Here is a 17,559-nt window from a genome sequence, read left to right on the forward strand (position 1 = left end):
GGAAGGCTGAAATCGTCATTTTCTCCTTACAGCACATAACACCAAGCGCTTATGCTAACAATAAAATTTCATCGATTTTTGCAGACTACATGAGGGAGATGATCAGGTGGGTAGAACCACGAAACCAAGGAAGGACCACGAGTTTTGGGAGAAATTAAAGAGCTTTCCAAGCCTTATTCATCACTTTTTTGATACAACGGAGACTCCTGATCATAGCAGCCCCATCCCCGTTTCCGAGGCATCGATCAAGCGAATAGAAGCCCGTTTAATCAAACAGCGCGAACTTCTTCAAGCCGGAGTCGCTAACCAAAAGGCATCTGCTGAGGAACTCGAACTTGTGAAGCACATTCGCGAGCAAACAGCGCAGGACAATCGCAATAATGTTACTCGAACCACGGCGTACTGGAGAGTTTACATAGATACCCCAGCAATCCACTGGGCGCTGCTTGCTCATATGGTATCTCGCAATGGCGGCTGGTGCATGACCGACTTGCGCGGAGAGCTGCTGCCGAGACTGTTGAATCAGGAGTTGACCGACCAGCTTTTCGCTTTCCTCGAACGAGCTAATGGATTGATTTTTCATGACGCTTATCCGCAGCTGTTGTTGTATCAAGAAAGTATGAGAAGGAAAATAAGCCTCTTCCATCTGCTTCCTGATCTCGGTGTCTCAGCTTGGATGCTGCCGTTTTGGAAGGATTTCTGGGAACATCGTGACTCAGCCATCCTTACGCTATCACTGATCGTGAATGAGCAGAACTTCATTGAGCAGCGGATTGTCCAGAATACGCTTTATCAGGAAAGCGTTTTGAATAATGTTCTTTTCAAAAGCCAAGCTTATCTTCAATTGAACCAAGTCGGGTTTCCTTTCAAGCCCTTGCCTACTGATGCTCAGCACGCTCCCGATTGGCACTTGGCCGGCCTGATTCTAGAACATTTCGCGGATCAATCAGAGCGCATTGCGTTCGGCAAAAGCTTATACGCCATCCTATTTGGCATTCCTGAGGTGTTAGAAAGCGTAATCGCGTTTGCCGCTGCTGCCCCTCATACGGGATCACGTGCTGACTACTGGCCCAATCGTTATTCGCCAATAGCAAAAGCCTCCCCCGATACGAAGTATCAGGAGAGGCTGGATGGTGCTAAGTGGATGACAGGGGCTTCCCCCCTGTATAGTCCTCCGCTCGCACAAGCATGGTCCGATAGGCCGCTTGCGCCTGTAGAACCTGGAGACTGGTTCACGGAAGTGGAGAAGCCGCTGTCTCATTTGAACGCGATTCCGGTTCCGGAACCCTATGATATGACGAATGAAATTTATTTTGGGCTTAATAAAATAGAGCTTGCTATACGTGCTGCTGAGATGCTATGAGCGTTTCAGAATCCTGCCTGCTTTGGCGATCAGCTTCTGCACCGGTGCTGGGAAATTCTTGACGTCGTCCTTCGTAACAACACGTGTTGCCATCAGCAGGAGTGGATACAAGGCAGCGGTGAAACCACAGACCAGCACGGCATTGATGCCTTCATTCAGACGGTACCAGCTCGTAGGCTGCACGTACGTATGTGTGAGCCATTCCACAGCAAAACCAAGAACAGCCATCACCAGAATGGTGACAAATAAGCCGATAAATCGTCGACCGAGAATCGTGAATTTCACTTCCGCGCGCAAAGCTCGCAAGTTAAGCCATGACATCGCTATGAAGCATAGTCCTGTAGAGACGATGATGCCATAGATACCTAACGATGGAGCCAGCAGGAAGCTTCCTGCAAGCTTAACAGCGATGCCTATACCTACATGCAGCATCAACGGCTTCATTCGACCCATGCCCATCAGAACAGCACCTGAGGTTTGCATGACGATTTGAAACATAGCGCCTAAGGTGAGCAAAGCGATCATGTAAGGGCCATGGCTCATGCCATATGCCGTATCCTCATATCCGAACATGAAGAAGTCCAAAGGACGAGCCGCAATCGCGATCACGAGCACAGCAGGCAATCCAGATAGAATCGATAATTGGAGAACCCTCGTCGTCTGGTGCCCGACTTGCTTCAAATCTTTGCGGGAATACGCAGCTGAGATGATAGGTACAACAGATTGACTTAACGCAATGGCCAAAATAATCGGGATCCCAGCCAACGATTGGGCCCGTCCACCAATAATACCGACCAAACCAAGTGCTTCACTACGACCAATCGATCCCTCTAGAAGCGGAATAATGATCGATGTATCAATCGCGTATACGAGCGTCACCGTCACGGAGAAGATAACGATCGGAATCGACAGCTTAAGAAGACTGCGGTAGATGTCGCTGTACCGGGCCATAGGTTGCGCAGCAGCTTGGCTCCCTGCTGCGGCTGTTTGCTCGGCAGCAGCCAAGGGCATTTTCAACGTTTGAGCATCTCTGCGTCTCAGCTTCAAAGCATAATAAAGCATCACTGCGAGCGCCGCGATGCCGCCCATAACTCCACCGAACGAAGCGCCTGCGACGCCCCAGCCTAAGCTGATATTCAGCAAAATAAAGGCCAGTCCGATCGAAGTAATGAGCCTGAACACTTGTTCCACAACTTGCGAAACCCCATTAGGCATCATATTCTGCCTACCTTGGAAATAACCGCGCATAATCGCAATGAGCGGGAAGAACAACATCGCCGGCGCTATCGCACGGGTAGCTAGCGTAGCGTCAGGACCTCCATGTGAAATGCGCTCCGCATAGATGGGAGCAAAGGCATACAGGATAGCCGTCATCAAGACGCCGGCTACAATTGCAAACCAGATTGCCGCCCGATAGATCCGTTCTGCTTCCGCAGGACGGCCGATGGCGTATTTCTCCGAGACCATCTTGCTCAGTGCGCTGGGGATTCCCGCCGTAGCAACAACAAGCAAGATGGAGTATAAATTAAAGGCAATCGAATAGCTGCCCATTCCACCTTCATGCAGCAGGTGCACCAGCGGAATTCGTTGAAAAACGCCGAGAAACCGCGCTACAAGCGCGGCCACGGTGAGAATGAGCGTCCCTTTTACAAGAGAATCTTTGGTTTCCTTCGTCAAGTCCGTTCCTTCTCTCTGATCCTGTATTCATGCAAATCCTTATTTCTCAGAAAACCCAGATGAGGAAAATAATAATCATCGCCAGCTGCAGCACAATTTTCACGGCGCTGCTTGCGAAGAATCCGACAACAGAGCCTAATCCGGCGCTGACAGCCTTTTTCCACGTGGTCCCAATCATAAGCTCACCGATAACGGCACCCAAGAAGGGCCCGATGATTAAGCCAAAAGCAGGTATTACGAAGGGTCCAATAATCAAACCAATCGTACTTCCAATGATGGCAGCCTTCGAACCTCCGAACTTCTTGACCCCCAGCGCGCCTACCGCGTAGTCCGCCACCATAATAACGATGACAACAAGCGTTTGAATGATCCAAAACCAGACCCCAAACGGCTCAAAACTGATCAACCAGCCATAGAGGAAGAAAGCGCCATAAATCGCCAGTACGCCGGGCAAGATCGGATAAACAGCACCAATCATCCCTACGACAAATAAAATAATGACTAAGCTCCAGCCTAAAGCGATCAAGGTCAGCACCTCCGTCTGTTCTTTCAGGCATGCGTGATACAGCAGCTCCTAGGCTTGAAGCAAATAAGTGCGAATGACTTCTGCGACACCATGCTCCTCGTTCGTTAACGTGGTGATATCCGCAATCCGCTTCACTTCATCCTGCGCATTGCCCATCGCAACCCCAAGACCCGCTTCACGAATCATCGCGATGTCATTCTCGCTGTCTCCCATTGCAATAACTTCGGACATCTGAATGCCAAGAAGCTGACACACCATCTCCAAGCCGCTTGCTTTGCTAATGCCCAGAGGATTCAATTCAATGTTAGACGGGTGTGAATTCGTAATTTCAAGAATTCCCCAGCCTTCTACAATCGTGCGAATGCGCTGCAATTTGTCCTGATTTTCCGTGAAATAGCCAAACTTCAACCATTCTTGCTCTTCCAAATCCAGCTGCTCGCTCTCCCGGTTGAACACGCCATTGACGGAATATGCCCACCACCAACAATCATGCTCCTGTGCCAGCTTATGCAAATTGCGCACCGTCTGAGCAGAAAGCAGTGTCCGCTTGTGCAGCTTGCTCGGCGATTCCCACACTTCGCTCCCATTCACCACAACAAGGGGCGTAGTAAGCCCCAGTTCTTCAATGTAGGGCATAGCACTGATTGCGCCGCGCCCTGTGGACATGATTACAATCTTGCCTAAGGCTGTAGCTTGCTCAATCGCTTCGCGATTCTCAGCAGAAATTTTCTTGTCCTCATTCAGCAGTGTGCCGTCCATATCGAGGGCGATTAATTTGTATGTTCCCACGTTGATCCATCCCCTGTCTTTACATCAGTAGTAAACCTAGTAAGCAGCGAGCACTTTCTTCGGTAGTTCTTCCATGAATGTCATGTGCCAGAGGGCAAAAATATAAATGGTCCAAATCCGGCGGGCATAGTCGCCTTGCCCATTGCGATGCTTATGCAGCATCCGTTCAACGGCGTCCATATTGATATAATCTTCGATGCCGCTGGATTTGATTTGCTCGAGCAGCACATCGCCCATCGAACCTTTCACCCAGTCACGCAGCGGTACCGGGAAGCCAAGCTTCGGTCGATTCAGAATCGGGTCGGGAATAATCCCTTCCATCGCCTTGCGGAAGATATACTTCGTCGTTCCGTTCGCAATGCGGTACTTCGCCGGAATACGGCGAGCCACTTCAAACAGTTCCTTATCAAGGAACGGCACGCGCAGCTCTAAGGAATGCGCCATCGTCATCTTATCGGCTTTCATCAGAATATCGCCAGGCATCCATAGATTCATGTCGATATACTGCATGCGGCTCACAGGGTCCAGATGTTTGGTTTTGTTATAATAATCGCCGGCAATTTGCACCGGATTCTTATATGCGCGCAGCATTTCACTATCGAGGCGCAGCACTTCGGCCTTCATATCCTCGGAGAAAATCTTCGCATTACCGAGGAATCGCTCTTCCAGCGGCGTGGTCCCGCGCAGGACGTAGTTGCGGCCCTTCACGCTGCTCGGCAGCATGCGCGCGAAGCGGTTCAGCATGCGCTTCACCGATTGCGGCAGCTGCTCGATCGGACGCAGCGACTGCGGCTCGCGGTAAATGCGGTAGCCGCCGAACAACTCGTCCGCGCCTTCGCCGGACAGGACCACCGTCACGTGCTCGCGCGCAAGCTGCGCCACGTGATAGAGGGCAATCGCCGAAGGATCAGCGACAGGCTCGTCCTGGTGCCATATCGCCTTCGGCATCGTAGCGAAGAAATCATCCTTCGTGATGATTTTGTCATAATGCTGTGTACCGAGTGTCGCTGCGGTTTGCGCGGCAATCGGTGTCTCGTTGTTGGCTCCTTCGAAGCCAACGGAAAAGGTGCGGATTGGTTCAATATTCCGCATATGGGTCGCAATCGCCGTCGAGTCTATTCCGCTCGACAAGAAGCAGCCGCGATCCACATCACTGACCATGTGGAGCTTGACCGAATCTTTGAGGGTTTCACGAATTTGTTCCACATAGTCGTCGAATGGACGCTCCTCGGGCTCAAACATGGGGTCCCAATATTTGTTGATCGACATTTCGCCATCGAACGTAATTTTGACCGTATGCCCAGGGGGAAGCTTATGTATGCCATGGAACATGGTATTAGGCTCCGGCACATATTGGAAAGTCAGATAGTTCAGCAAGCTGTCCGTGTGGATTAACCGATTCATGCCATCTGCAGCCAGCAGGCTCTTAATCTCAGAGCCAAACAAGAACTGGCGATCGTTCACATGATAGTAAAATGGCTTAATGCCGAAGTGGTCTCTCGCACCGAACAGCTGCTTCTTTTTCTTGTCCCAGATCACGAAGCCAAACATGCCGCGCATGTGTTTGACGCATTCCTCACCGTACTCCTCATAGAGGTGAACGATAACCTCCGTATCGCTTTGCGTGCGGAATTGATGCCCCCGCTCCTGCAGCATAGTGCGCAACGCTTTATAATTATAAATTTCTCCATTAAAAATGATCCAAACGGAATCATCCTCATTCGCTAAAGGCTGATGCCCTTCTTTCAGATCAATAACAGACAAGCGGCGAAAGCCCAGGCCAATCCGATTATCCGTCCAAAAACCGGAATCATTCGGTCCCCGATGCACAATCACATCTGTCATTTGCTGCAGCATGGCAACCGTTGGTTCTCTATCTTCAAAATACATGACACCTGTAATACCGCACATGGTGAAACTCACTCCTCCGTACCATTCATCAATCTTTCTCTCAAGGCAACCGATACATTAGTATACCATATCAGCTAGCCATACTGGAAATACGATGAAAGCACGGGAAAAGCCGAAATCTATAGAAAAATGATGGAAATGAGCAGTCGTTTCAATGAAGCCGTGAGCCGCGTCTTTTTCATAAGCTCGCACCACCTTTCCTTCATGCACAAAAGTTTGCCTAGGGCAACTTTTGGGGAATAAGAAGATCACTCCCCTTTCTGTAGGATATGCTTATGGGTGAGGATTGGTGCCTTCCTTGGGCGAGATGGCTTCGAACGCGCAAATAGCCTCCAAACCCATGAATGGGATTGAGGCTATTTGCTTTTCTGTGAATATCCACCTTCACCAAGGCATCTTCCCGCCGCCCATTTTCGTCAAAATGCCATCATTCGCCGCATCATAAGCCTGAAAAATCTTGGCGGCAATCGGAGAAGCTCCGTAGCGTCCGAAGCCGCCTTCAGGGACGACAACCGCCACGGCAAGCTTAGGGTTCTCGACTGGAGCAAAAGCAATAAATACAGCATTTTCTACTTTGCCGCCCGCCACATCCTGCGTAGATGTTCCCGTTTTGCGTGCCACATTGAAAGGCAGATCTTCAATCCCCTCAGCACTGCTCTTCATCCCATGGATGATTGTATTCCAGTCCGTATTCGAGAAATTAGAAGACGAGTCCTCGATTACCTCAGGGACAATCTTTTGAACTAATTCACCCTTATAGTCGCGAATCTCATCTACAAAAAGAGGCTTCATCCGTTTGCCGCGACTTGCCAATGTAGCTGTATACTGAGCAAGCTGAAGGGTTGTTGTTTTTTCATTTTGTCCCCATGAAGCATACACCATGGCCGATTGGTAGCTGTCTTTCTGAGCATTTTTTATAAAATCGTTGCTGCCTGCAAACTCACCTGGCAGACCGCTTCCGGTCGTAACGCCCATTCCAAACTTGGCCAAATATTCCGCCCATTTCGCCGTTACCGCCGGTTTCTCTCTGCCATATTTGTCCCAGAATGGAATGCCAATCTTCTCGGACATGAACGTGTTCGACGAGTGTTCAATAGCTTCAGCCGCATCCATAGAGCCATAAGCTGCTTTGCCTGAATTGGTAATCGTGCTGGCACCGTCCTTGCCGAAGCTGAACGAGCCTGAGTCGTAATAGCTTTTCTCATATCCATTGAAAAACTTTTCCTTAAGACCTATCAGAACAGTCAGAGGTTTAATCGTGGAACCCATAAACACAATGGAAGAAGGATGCTTCGCATTCTCTTTTTCATCCGGATACTTCGACTTGGCATTCTTGATCGTTCCATTCGAAATATACGTTTCGATTTCCTTATAGGTGCTCGACAGCATGCCTCCCGTCCATGCATTCGCATCATAGTCCGGATAGTTCGCCATCGTGACGACGCGTCCTGTATCCACTTCCATAGCTACGGCAAAACCGGAGGAAGCCTTCATCCCCACTTTCATATACTCATCGTTCGCATGGGAGGGGCTGCGCAAATACTTGATATGCTCCTCCAAAATTCGCTCTGCTGCTTTCTGAATATCTTTGTTGATCGTCAGATAGAGATTATTCCCTTTCACTGGTGCCCTCACGTCAGCTCGGCCTGTAATTCGCATTACCGCATCAACGGGATACACCTTTTCTCCGTTTTTACCTCGAAGTTCATTCTGATACATTCTTTCTATCCCGTCGAAGCCAACATTTTCTGATAAAAGATAGTCTTTGCCTTCCGGGCTGTCCTTGTACATATTCTGCGCAGTTTGTGTGGAGTATTTATTCAAATAGCCAATAAGTTGAGTCGCAATTGTCGTAGCGCCATCATCATCCATTTCGTAAGTACGAATGCTTTCTTCGGTTACTTCCAACCATTTGAATTCATCCCGATGCTCGAGCAAATAAGCGATTTCTTCTTTGGACAAATCGGATTTGATTTTACGAGGCACCCAATTATAGCTTGGAGCCTTTGTCTCATTTTGATTAATATCGTATCCCAGGTCCATAGCGATAACGATCTCTTCTGGCGTGGGGCTCACGGAGTTGGGCTTGGCGTACTTCTCAAAAACATCGCTTCTCAAACGCCGAGCTAAGGCAATAACCTGCTCTTCATTCTGTTGACCGGGTTCAACCCGGAAAAATAAGGACTGCACGGGAATGGTATAAGCCAGAGGGGATTTCTTAGAATCATAGATGTTGCCGCGAATCGGCGCAATGCTGATCGGTTTGGTGCCGTTTCTATTTTCTGCTGCTTTTAAATCTTTGGTTTGAACGAATTGCAGAATCGCCAAACGCCCAATTAAGATGGAAAACAAGGCAAACATGATAAAGAAAAAGATATTAATCCGAAACGAAAAGTGGCGCTTTCTCGTAATTTCATTCCTCTTCGGATCATCCAGGATGGATGATTTCATCAATTCTCAGATCCTTTCTTACGTTCCTGCTGGGCTGTTCTAACAGAGCTGAAAGTGCACAATTAAAAGACGAATAATATCACCTAAAAGTTCACTCATATTGAAAAAAATGTATGATAAATTCCTTTCGTATATAATAGAGCAAACGCTGGGGCCGAAGGCTAGACGCAAAAAAAGAAGCTTGCCTCAGGATCAGCAAGCTTCTTTCATTAATTTCAATTACCAAGGCTTCTTCCCGCCGCCCGCTTTCGTCAAAACGCCATCATTTGCCGCGTCGTAGGCCTGAAAAATTTTGGCCGCAATCGGAGAAGCTCCGTAGCGTCCATATCCACCCTCAGGTACAACAACAGCAACAGCCAGCTTCGGATTTTCCACAGGCGCGAACGCGATGAACACAGCATTATCGATTGTTCCGCCTGAGACGGCTTGCGTCGATGTTCCCGTTTTGCGCGCAACGTTGTAAGGCAGTTCTTCAATCCCTTCAGCGCCGCTCTTCATGCCGTGAATAATCGTGTTCCAGTCCCCTTTTGCGAACAAATCCGTCGAATCTTCCATAACTTCCGGCTCAACCTTGCGGACCAGATTGCCTTCAAAGCTGCGAATTTCATCAACGAACAGCGGTTTCATTTTCTTCCCTCTGCTTGCTAAGGTAGCGGCAAACTGCGCAAGCTGCAGGGTCGTTGTTTTCTCATTTTGTCCCCATGATGCATACACCATAGCGGACTGATAGCTGTCTTTTTTGGCATTTTTGGCAAAATCGTTAGACCCGGCATTTTCATTCGGCAGTCCGCTGCCCGTTTTCACGCCAATACCGAATTTAGCCAAATATTCCGCCCATTTATCGGTTACCTTCACATTTTCCCCACCATACTTCTGATAGAAGGGAATGCCCACTTTGGCAGACATATACGTGTTCGATGAATGTTCAATTGAACCTGATGCGTCGATCATGCCATAAGCTGCTTTTCCTGAATTGGAGATGGAGCTTGCGGATCCTGTTTTACCAAAAGTAAATGTTCCTGTATCGTTATAATACTGATTCGCTGGCGTAATCAACTTCTCTGTTAAACCGATCAAAACTGACAATGGTTTAATAGTCGAACCCATGAATACGATAGATGAGGGATGCTTAGGCCGCTCTTTGTCCGTATATTTCGGATAGGCGGTCGTAATTGAGCCGTTGGCAATATAAGATCCTACTCTATCGAGCGTAGCTTGGGTGATTCCCCCAGTCCACTCATTTGAATTATAGTCAGGGAAGTTAGCCATCGTTACAACTCGCCCCGTCTCTACTTCCATAGCAACAGCATAGCCAGCCTCTGCATTCGCACCAAATTTGATAAAAGCGTCATTTCGCGCGTAAGGCGTGTGCAGAAAGGCAATTTGATCCTGAATCGCTTTCTCCGCTGTTTTCTGAATGTCCTTATTGATCGAGAGATACAAGTTATTGCCTTTGACAGGCTTCGTCACGGTGGCTCGGCCGATAATTTTCATTGCCGCATTAACCGGGTAAACTTTGTAGCCATTGGTCCCGCGGAGATCATCTTGGTACATTCTTTCTATTCCGTCGAAACCGACATTTTCCGTAGGCAAATATTCCTTGCTTTCGGGATTGTCCTTGTACATCTCCTGCGCGGTTTGCGTTGAATATTTATTGAGATAGCCAATTAGCTGCGGAGCAATCGTTGTCACCCCGTCATCATCCATTTCATAGGTCCGGATACTTTCTTCCGTTACTTCCAGCCATTTGAATTCATCGCGATGCTCGAGCAAATAGGCAATCTCTTCTTTGGACAAATCCGTCTTAATTTTGCGGGGAACCCAGTAATAGCTTGGATCCTTTACTTTATTCTCATTAATGTCATACCCCAGATCCATGGACAGCACAATTTCCTCCGCAGTCAGCGCCGGCGCGGTCTTTTTCCCATATTTATCAAAAACATCCGCCTTCAGACGACGAGCCAGATTGATAACTTCTTCCTTAACCTGCTGCCCAGGCTCAATCCGAAAAAATAAAGACTGCACGGGAATGGTATACGCCAAAGGCGATTTCGTGGAATCATAGATATTGCCGCGGATAGGCGCGATTTTGTTCGTCTGGTTCGTATTTGTATTCTCTGCCGCTTTCAGATCTTTGGCTTGAACAAATTGTAAAATGGCTAGACGCACGATCAGTACGGAAAATAACACAAATGTTACAAAAAAGAAAATATTGATCCGAAATGAAAAGTGACGCTTCTTGGTGACTTCTTTTTTCTTCGGATCATCCATAATGGATGACTTCATCACGTCTCAGATCCTTTCTCATACAGTCGGTTGTTCTTGAAAAAGCTCGAGGAGGGAACGGATACCTTCCCCTGTATGGTAGGAATAACGGATAATGCGTACGGCATCTATGCCGACTTGGCTGGGCGCCCAAATATCGTTCGTTTCGTGGTCACCGATATACAGAACATCCTTCGCTTCAACCCCGGCCCGCTCAAGGGCTAGCTTGAAAATCGCCGGGTCCGGCTTCTCCAGACCCACCTCTGTCGAAACGATCACTGGATCGAAGTAGTGCAGAATGCCCTTATGCTCCAAAATAGCTTTCAAAGTCGGAGCAAAGTTGCTGATAATGCCAATCCGAAAGCCTTGAGCCTGAAGCTGCTCCAAGAAAGGCTTCACATCTTCGAACAGATCATAATACTCCGGTGCTGTGAAGATCTCATACAGCTCATGACAGCAAACGAAAATTTCTTGCTCTGTCCATTCCTCATGAATGCCTAACTTATGAAGCACATACTTATATAGGTTAACCCAGAATTCACGATCAGACTCTGGACTGCAGACAATGAAATTATCCTGTTTATCCACATAATAAAATAGACGAAACGCTTCGGTAAAAAGCTCATTAATATGTGATTCGTCACGTTCCACAGATCTAAGCTGCAAATATTGCTTTAAAATCGTTTGTGCAGCCGGAATCGTCAGCAACGTATCCCCCGCATCAAGATAAATCATTGGATATTCATGAATAGGTTTGCGCATACAGTCTCCTTTATACTTTACAAAAAATCGCACCTTCTTAGTGTACCACATTTATTTATGGATGAGAAAAAGCTTGATTAGAGAGGCTTGAACGTTGTCTTTGGGTACTGCAAGGGAAGATCTAGAATGCCGAAAACTGCAAAAGTGCAGGTATTTTCAGTAAAATCATGCTAGATGAGAGAAAAGCTGCGATTATGCAGTTTTTCGGGGCTTTTCCATCTTGAAATTGGAAAGGGGAGCCAAAAGGATGCACAATCGCAGGAATACAACGAATAAGGAGATCATTCGGCAAAAATAGATGCACAATCGCAGGTTTTCTCTACGCGGCTTTTGGAACACAACAGGGCCGTGGCAAGTAGATATCTCTACTTGCCACGGCCCTGTCTGCTAAACTATTTATACCGCTAAGCATCCTTAACGTGGGTTTGATCAAAGTTCGGAGGGTTGAACCAGTTTCCTCCGCTCGCCACCCAAGTAGAATCCAGCGGCACCCAGCGATTCGTTTCCTTCAGATAAACCTCATTCCAAGCATGAGGGCCATAGCTGCCCTGCCCGTCGTAGCCAAGCCCCGTCACGACTTTCACATCAAGACCGATGGATCTGGCCATTTGCGCATACAATCTCGAGTAGTCAATGCATACGCCTTCGCGCGTATTGAAGGTATCCTCTGGCGTCTGTTCCTTCCAGATTCGCTTCTCTTCATAAAGCTTCACTTTATCCCAATCGTATTTAACACTGCTGCCTACCCATTTGTACAGCAGCTTCGCTTTCTCTTCATCGGTCTGTCCCCTTGCGGTTACTTCCTTGGCTGCATCTGAAATATTGTTTGGTATCTTGGCATCAAGAACCTCATATTTCCGCTGTAAAATATTCGTGAATTCCTCTTCCACAGCCCTTGTAAACACAGGAACCTTCTCTGTGATGAAATCACCTGTAAAGGGAGCAATAACTTCCTTGGCCCCTTTCTGATACATCTGAGAAGATTCAATATAAGGCGTGACCGGCGAATGCGGGAACAGTGTCACATAGATAAATAAAACAGCAATCAGCAGGAGCGCTCTAGCGAAGCCGGCAACAGAACCAATCGCCCCGCCTGAAACCGAGCTAAGAAAGGATTTGTTCCGTTCGGGTTGCGCGTATCGTTCCGCCAGCCAAGGCCCGATGAAGGGATAGATCAACAGATTCAGCAGCTGCTTCACGATCATATAGCCAAGTAGAAACAAGACGCCAAAACGCAGCAGTGTAAAATCACGGAGACTCGTCATGGCTGTGTAATAGGTTTGTTTCAGAATGCCAATCTCTTCGGCTGGAACTTGCAAATTCTGTCCTTTCAGCCAGGTTTGCAGCAAAGGCGAGATCAATTGAACTCCCTTCCAAGCAATAACCACGGACAAAATAACGATAACGGCTTCCAACAGCATGGAAAGCAGGTGCTTGGCTGACCCTGAGCCTCCCCGCATGAAGCCTTGAACGATAGAACCCGCAAATAGGAGCACAATCACAATGGATATTAAATTAATTGAAGTTGCCTGGGACCACGTCATATCCGTCATGATTTCTCACCCTCCTATTTGAAAATCCGTATTATGGCTTCGCGTTTTTCTTCGCTTGCTCGATGAAAGCATTCACAGCGGCGTTGGCATTCATCTTGAAGGTTTTCCCGAGAAAAGTAATCTGCACTTCCTCTGAACCTGCCTTGCCCTCCACTTTCAGGCTCTTGGTTGTGATAAGAAAGGAACCATCCGGGTTCGCTTTGAACTGAGCATCCTTTGCTTCCGCAGTCAGCGTGCTAACCGCCTTCTCTGTGACTTCATTGCCGACTTGGGAGACAACGCTTGCCCCAATATCCTTTATTTTATCCGTATAGCTGGCTCCATAAACGATAAGTGCACCTACAATTGCAATGACTACAACCCATTTCACCAGCGTTTTGACAATTCCGATTACGATGAAAAGCACAATAATAGCAGCTACGATTAAGTACCAACGATCCTGTGCAAATGAAATCCACTGATCCAAACCAAACCCCTCCTAATTATCCAAAAGTCTTTCCTATCATACTACAGAGACTCCTTAGTCTTCATCTCTTTTTTTCCTTAACTGGGCTAACTTTTCCTCAATTTGTTTGGTTTTATCGACATTCCCTCTCGTCTTGCGAAAGGATTGTCTCAATCGAAAGATTAAAAAAATGGCTACACAAGCCAGCATGATAATCACATAGGCGTCCATGAAATCCTCCTCGAGATGAATTGTGTCATTTGCTTGCATCGGTCATATCCATCGGACGAGCGGCGTACATCTTAAGAAGAGACAAGTTTAATGAATCGAGGTGGTGAGAACATGCGAACAGCACTGTGGTTGTATTTATTTATGTTTGTGGCTTTTTTTGATTTGCACGCGCAGTACCCCATCTTGTCCCCTTTCGCCTTATCCTTAGGTGCCGCGCCTTCCTTTATCGGGCTCATTATGGGGGTATACTCCATTACACACTTACCCGGCAATCTGCTGGCTGGCTATGGCGTGGATAAATACGGCAGCAAACTGTTTATCGTCTGTAGCCTGATTGTAGCAGGGATCATCTTACTTTTTCAATCTACTGTGAAAGATCCTTGGCACTTGCTATACATTCGCTCGATAAGCGGCTTCGTACTTGCCTTTCTATCTCCAGCCTGTCTGTCGCTGCTTGCTCGCATAGCCAAAGACCGCATCCAACAGAGCAAGCTTATGGCTGGCAACGGACTTGTTCACACGCTCGCTTCTGTCGTCTCACCGGCTGCCGGCGCCATTCTTGTTGCCAAAATCGGGTTCACGACAGCCTTCTCTGTGTTGGGATGGGTCCTGATTATCACAGGGGTACTCGCTATTTTTGGTGTCAAAGAGAAGCAGCTTCTGGGACAGACAGGACACAATGCCGCCGCTTTAGATTCCCACGGACATGGCCTTGGTCTTGAAGATGACGACCTTCCCAACGGCGTCTCTATTCCGTGGTTGTTTTTCCTCATCCCGATGGCACTTTCTTGCTCGCAGGGCATTCTTTTCTTTGAGCTTCCTTTGATGGAATCAGCCAGAGCTTCTATCCTGACGTCGGGCGTCTTTTTTACCTTAATCAGTTTAGGAGCTCTGCTAAGCATCAGCTTCTGGTTCCTAAACAAGGTTTCTCCCTTTATCCGTACAGTTTGCGGCAGCTTGTCTCTAGCCGTCGTCTTCTTCGGCTTAGCCATTCAATGGCCGATTCCGCTAACCGTTTCTCTCTTCCTGATCGGCATGGCCAAAGGAATCATCTATCCGGCTTTAGCTGCCCTCTTGGCCAGTATAACCAGCAGCAACCGTTATGGCCGCGTATTCTCTTTGCTTTCCATCTCCTATTCGGTTGGCGCTTTTATTGGTCCCATGATGGCCGGGCAGCTTCGCGATCATATCTCCTCCTACTTCATTGCTTTCTTTATTCTTATGCTCGCTCTTTCCCTTCTCCCTCTGCGCTCTTTCAAAACACCCGTAACGACATAAATGCCTATCTCCTAGACGGCTTGGCACTAGTCAAGTCGTCTTTGCTCTGTCAATCTATGTCATTTCCCGGGAAATGGCCGCGCATTATTTGCGCAATCGTCGAATCAAAACCTTGGATCCCTTGCGAAAACGGGTTATACTACAAAAAAACCTGGTTGGAGGAGATCCCATGTCGATCGCTATCATAGTAGAAGGTAAAAACGACAAAAGCCGCTTAAAACGTGTGATTGATGAGAGTGTTCTAATCCTCTGCACCTTTGGAACCCCTAGTTCCATTACCTTGGAAGATCTTCGAAAAAAAGTCGGACACAAACAAGTTTACTTATTCACGGACAATGACGCTTCCGGCAAAAAAATACGTTTCCTGCTTCGTGATACCTTCCCGGACTCCGAGCAATTATATACGCGCAAAGGATATGCAGGCGTAGAAGGCACACCGGAGGAATATCTAATCCAACAATTAGAAAAAGCAGGCCTGGACGAGTATATTAAATACCCATCTACAGAACCTGCTCCTGAATAGTTAATGCCATTAATAATTAATTTACTTCCCTTTGGACAAGGTCACCACATCTTTGACGATATGGTCTGCATCTAATTGGGGATTGCCTGCATCATAATAATTGCGAATCTTGCCTTTAGGATCAACTAGTAAAATTGCATTGGAGTGGGAAAAGTTCCCGTCTTTCTCTTTAATGACCATGATGCCGTAATCTTCTGCAAGCTTGTGAATTTTCGCTTCTTCTCCGCGGAGGAACATCCATCCGCTTGGATCAGGTTTAGTTTCAAACTTGTTTCCAAACTCTTTGAGCACCGCAGGTGTGTCACGGTTCGGATCAACCGTTATGGATAATATTTCTGCTTTTGTTCCGAATAAATCCTTCTTCTTCAACGCATCCTGCACTTGCGTCAACAGGAACGTGGTTGGCATGCAAACATCCGGACAGAAGGAATAGAAGAAATAAACCAAACGTACCTTGCCATCCGTATCTTGGGAAGCGACAGATTTGCCGTCAAGGTCTTGCAATTGAAAAGCAGGCGCTTGTTTCATCGCTTTTAGACGCGGGTCCGGCTCATTGCTGTTAGCCCACAATTTGTAGCCAAATGAGGCAATCATCGCAACCAGAATTACACCAAGCGCTAATTTGAACCAATTTTTCTCAAAAAAAGTACCCATGCCTTATACCCTCAATTCTAACTAATCTTCACCGTATCAATGACCATCAAAATGGATAAAAGTGTTAAATACATAATTGAAAATAGGAATGTACGCTTCGCCCAAGGAACTTCCGCTTCGCCTGTTTCCTTGAAGCCTTTGACACACATCAACATCCAAATCAAGCCTAGAGCTGTCGATCCGATTAAAAATATATAGCCGAGATACCCATATGCCGTTAACATTACCGTGACAGGAACGAGCAGAACAACGTAACGCACCATGCTGATCTTCGTCACATAGGACCCTTTGACAACTGGCAAAAGCGGGAAGCCTGCAGCGCGGTACTCTTCCATCCGGCGAATCCCAAGCGCCCAGAAATGCGGCGGCTGCCATAAGAACAAGAAGGCAAATAATAGAATCGCTCCTGTATCAACCGTTCCGGTAACCGCACAATAGCCAATCACTGGAGGCGTTGCCCCGGAAAAGGCGCCTACAAACGTACTCCATACCGATGTCCGCTTGAACCAAGCGGTGTAGAGCCAAACATACAAGAACAGTCCCAGTAAACCGATCAGGGCCGCAAGCGGTGACGCAGCGCCAAAGTATAATACCGCCAAGCCAATTATGCCGAGTATAATCCCATACCACAGAACGAAAGTGGCACTCAGTCTTCCGCTTGGCAGGGCTCTGTCCTTAGTCCGTTCCATCTTCGCATCCATTTCACGGTCCAGATAGTTGTTCAGCACCGTGCCTCCTGCCATGACGAGAGCTGTGCCCAACATCGTCCAAATCAGATGCATCCAGTTTACTTCCCAATGCGCCGCCATCCAATATCCAGCAAAAGCGGTCATCAGATTGGAATAAATAATCCCCGGCTTCACCAAGTGATAAAATTCTTTTAACGTTACAGGCTCTGCAGAAGATTGCTTATTGCTAGCATCTATGGATTCGGTCCCAACAGATCCTTGTGGCGAACCGCTCGTCACACTTTCATAGCTTGCTTGATTTTCCACGTCATTGTCCTCCTCTATGTCGAACTTCCGAGCTATTTGATTTATGAACACTTTCATCATACCAACCCATACAACGTTTGACAATGAAGTGCGGCCAGTTGTCATCATATTGTCGATTCTCCTACCAGTATGCGTG

Annotated in this window: 15 protein-coding genes; 3 read left to right on the plus strand and 12 right to left on the minus strand. The window is 47.5% G+C overall.

Features of this window, described 5'->3' with window-relative positions; translation table 11 throughout:
• The first annotated feature begins 106 nt into the window (after positions 1-106).
• The gene (locus tag BC351_RS06030) at positions 107-1,363 is read left to right on the plus strand and encodes a DUF2515 family protein (RefSeq protein WP_079409825.1); all 1,257 of its coding nucleotides are present in this window, start codon (positions 107-109) and stop codon (positions 1,361-1,363) included.
• Here BC351_RS06030 and BC351_RS06035 read toward each other — a convergent pair.
• From BC351_RS06035 to BC351_RS42065, 10 genes are all read right to left on the minus strand, one after another.
• Entirely contained in the window at positions 1,358-3,040 is a 1,683-nt protein-coding gene (locus BC351_RS06035) for a putative polysaccharide biosynthesis protein (protein ID WP_079409826.1), read from the minus strand. The two genes, BC351_RS06030 and BC351_RS06035, sit on opposite strands and share 6 nt — an antisense overlap.
• Before the next feature lie 46 nt (positions 3,041-3,086).
• Positions 3,087-3,566 (minus strand): DUF456 domain-containing protein, encoded by a 480-nt coding sequence (locus BC351_RS06040; RefSeq protein WP_144028289.1) that lies wholly within the window; start codon positions 3,564-3,566, stop codon positions 3,087-3,089.
• Between the two features lie 48 nt (positions 3,567-3,614).
• Positions 3,615-4,355, minus strand: coding sequence for a Cof-type HAD-IIB family hydrolase (locus BC351_RS06045; RefSeq protein ID WP_079409827.1), 741 nt, complete (start codon positions 4,353-4,355; stop codon positions 3,615-3,617).
• Positions 4,356-4,391: 36 nt separating this feature from the next.
• Positions 4,392-6,266, minus strand: coding sequence for an asparagine synthase (glutamine-hydrolyzing) (gene asnB, locus BC351_RS06050; RefSeq protein ID WP_079409828.1), 1,875 nt, complete (start codon positions 6,264-6,266; stop codon positions 4,392-4,394).
• Between the two features lie 384 nt (positions 6,267-6,650).
• Entirely contained in the window at positions 6,651-8,717 is a 2,067-nt protein-coding gene (locus tag BC351_RS06055) for a peptidoglycan D,D-transpeptidase FtsI family protein (protein WP_079409829.1), read from the minus strand.
• Between the two features lie 219 nt (positions 8,718-8,936).
• A complete protein-coding gene (locus BC351_RS06060) occupies positions 8,937-11,003 on the minus strand; it encodes a peptidoglycan D,D-transpeptidase FtsI family protein (protein ID WP_079409830.1) in 2,067 nt (688 codons plus the stop codon).
• An 18-nt stretch (positions 11,004-11,021) separates the two neighbouring features.
• Positions 11,022-11,744: an HAD-IA family hydrolase gene (locus BC351_RS06065; protein WP_079409831.1), complete on the minus strand. Its 723-nt coding sequence runs from the start codon at positions 11,742-11,744 to the stop codon at positions 11,022-11,024.
• 404 nt (positions 11,745-12,148) lie between these two features.
• On the minus strand, positions 12,149-13,297 hold the full coding sequence (locus BC351_RS06070) for a transglutaminase domain-containing protein (protein WP_079409832.1): 1,149 nt from the start codon (positions 13,295-13,297) through the stop codon (positions 12,149-12,151).
• Between the two features lie 31 nt (positions 13,298-13,328).
• Positions 13,329-13,763: a hypothetical protein gene (locus BC351_RS06075; RefSeq protein ID WP_079409833.1), complete on the minus strand. Its 435-nt coding sequence runs from the start codon at positions 13,761-13,763 to the stop codon at positions 13,329-13,331.
• 54 nt (positions 13,764-13,817) lie between these two features.
• Positions 13,818-13,973, minus strand: a complete 156-nt coding sequence (locus BC351_RS42065; protein WP_158081989.1) for a hypothetical protein — start codon at positions 13,971-13,973, stop codon at positions 13,818-13,820.
• Between the two features lie 111 nt (positions 13,974-14,084).
• On the opposite strand from BC351_RS42065, the gene BC351_RS06080 reads away from it, so the two are divergent.
• Positions 14,085-15,251 carry an MFS transporter gene (locus tag BC351_RS06080; RefSeq protein WP_079409834.1) on the plus strand — a complete coding sequence of 389 codons (1,167 nt, stop codon included), beginning with the start codon at positions 14,085-14,087 and terminating at the stop codon, positions 15,249-15,251.
• A gap of 169 nt (positions 15,252-15,420) precedes the next feature.
• A complete protein-coding gene (locus BC351_RS06085) occupies positions 15,421-15,774 on the plus strand; it encodes a toprim domain-containing protein (RefSeq protein ID WP_079409835.1) in 354 nt (117 codons plus the stop codon).
• A gap of 21 nt (positions 15,775-15,795) precedes the next feature.
• Here BC351_RS06085 and BC351_RS06090 read toward each other — a convergent pair whose 3' ends face one another.
• Positions 15,796-16,428, minus strand: coding sequence for an SCO family protein (locus BC351_RS06090; RefSeq protein WP_079409836.1), 633 nt, complete (start codon positions 16,426-16,428; stop codon positions 15,796-15,798).
• A gap of 17 nt (positions 16,429-16,445) precedes the next feature.
• Entirely contained in the window at positions 16,446-17,396 is a 951-nt protein-coding gene (cyoE, locus tag BC351_RS06095; RefSeq protein WP_425270906.1) for a heme o synthase, read from the minus strand.
• Positions 17,397-17,559 lie beyond the last annotated feature (163 nt).

Origin of the sequence: Paenibacillus ferrarius, assembly GCF_002027705.1 — a bacterium.
GTDB lineage: Bacteria > Bacillota > Bacilli > Paenibacillales > NBRC-103111 > Paenibacillus_E > Paenibacillus_E ferrarius.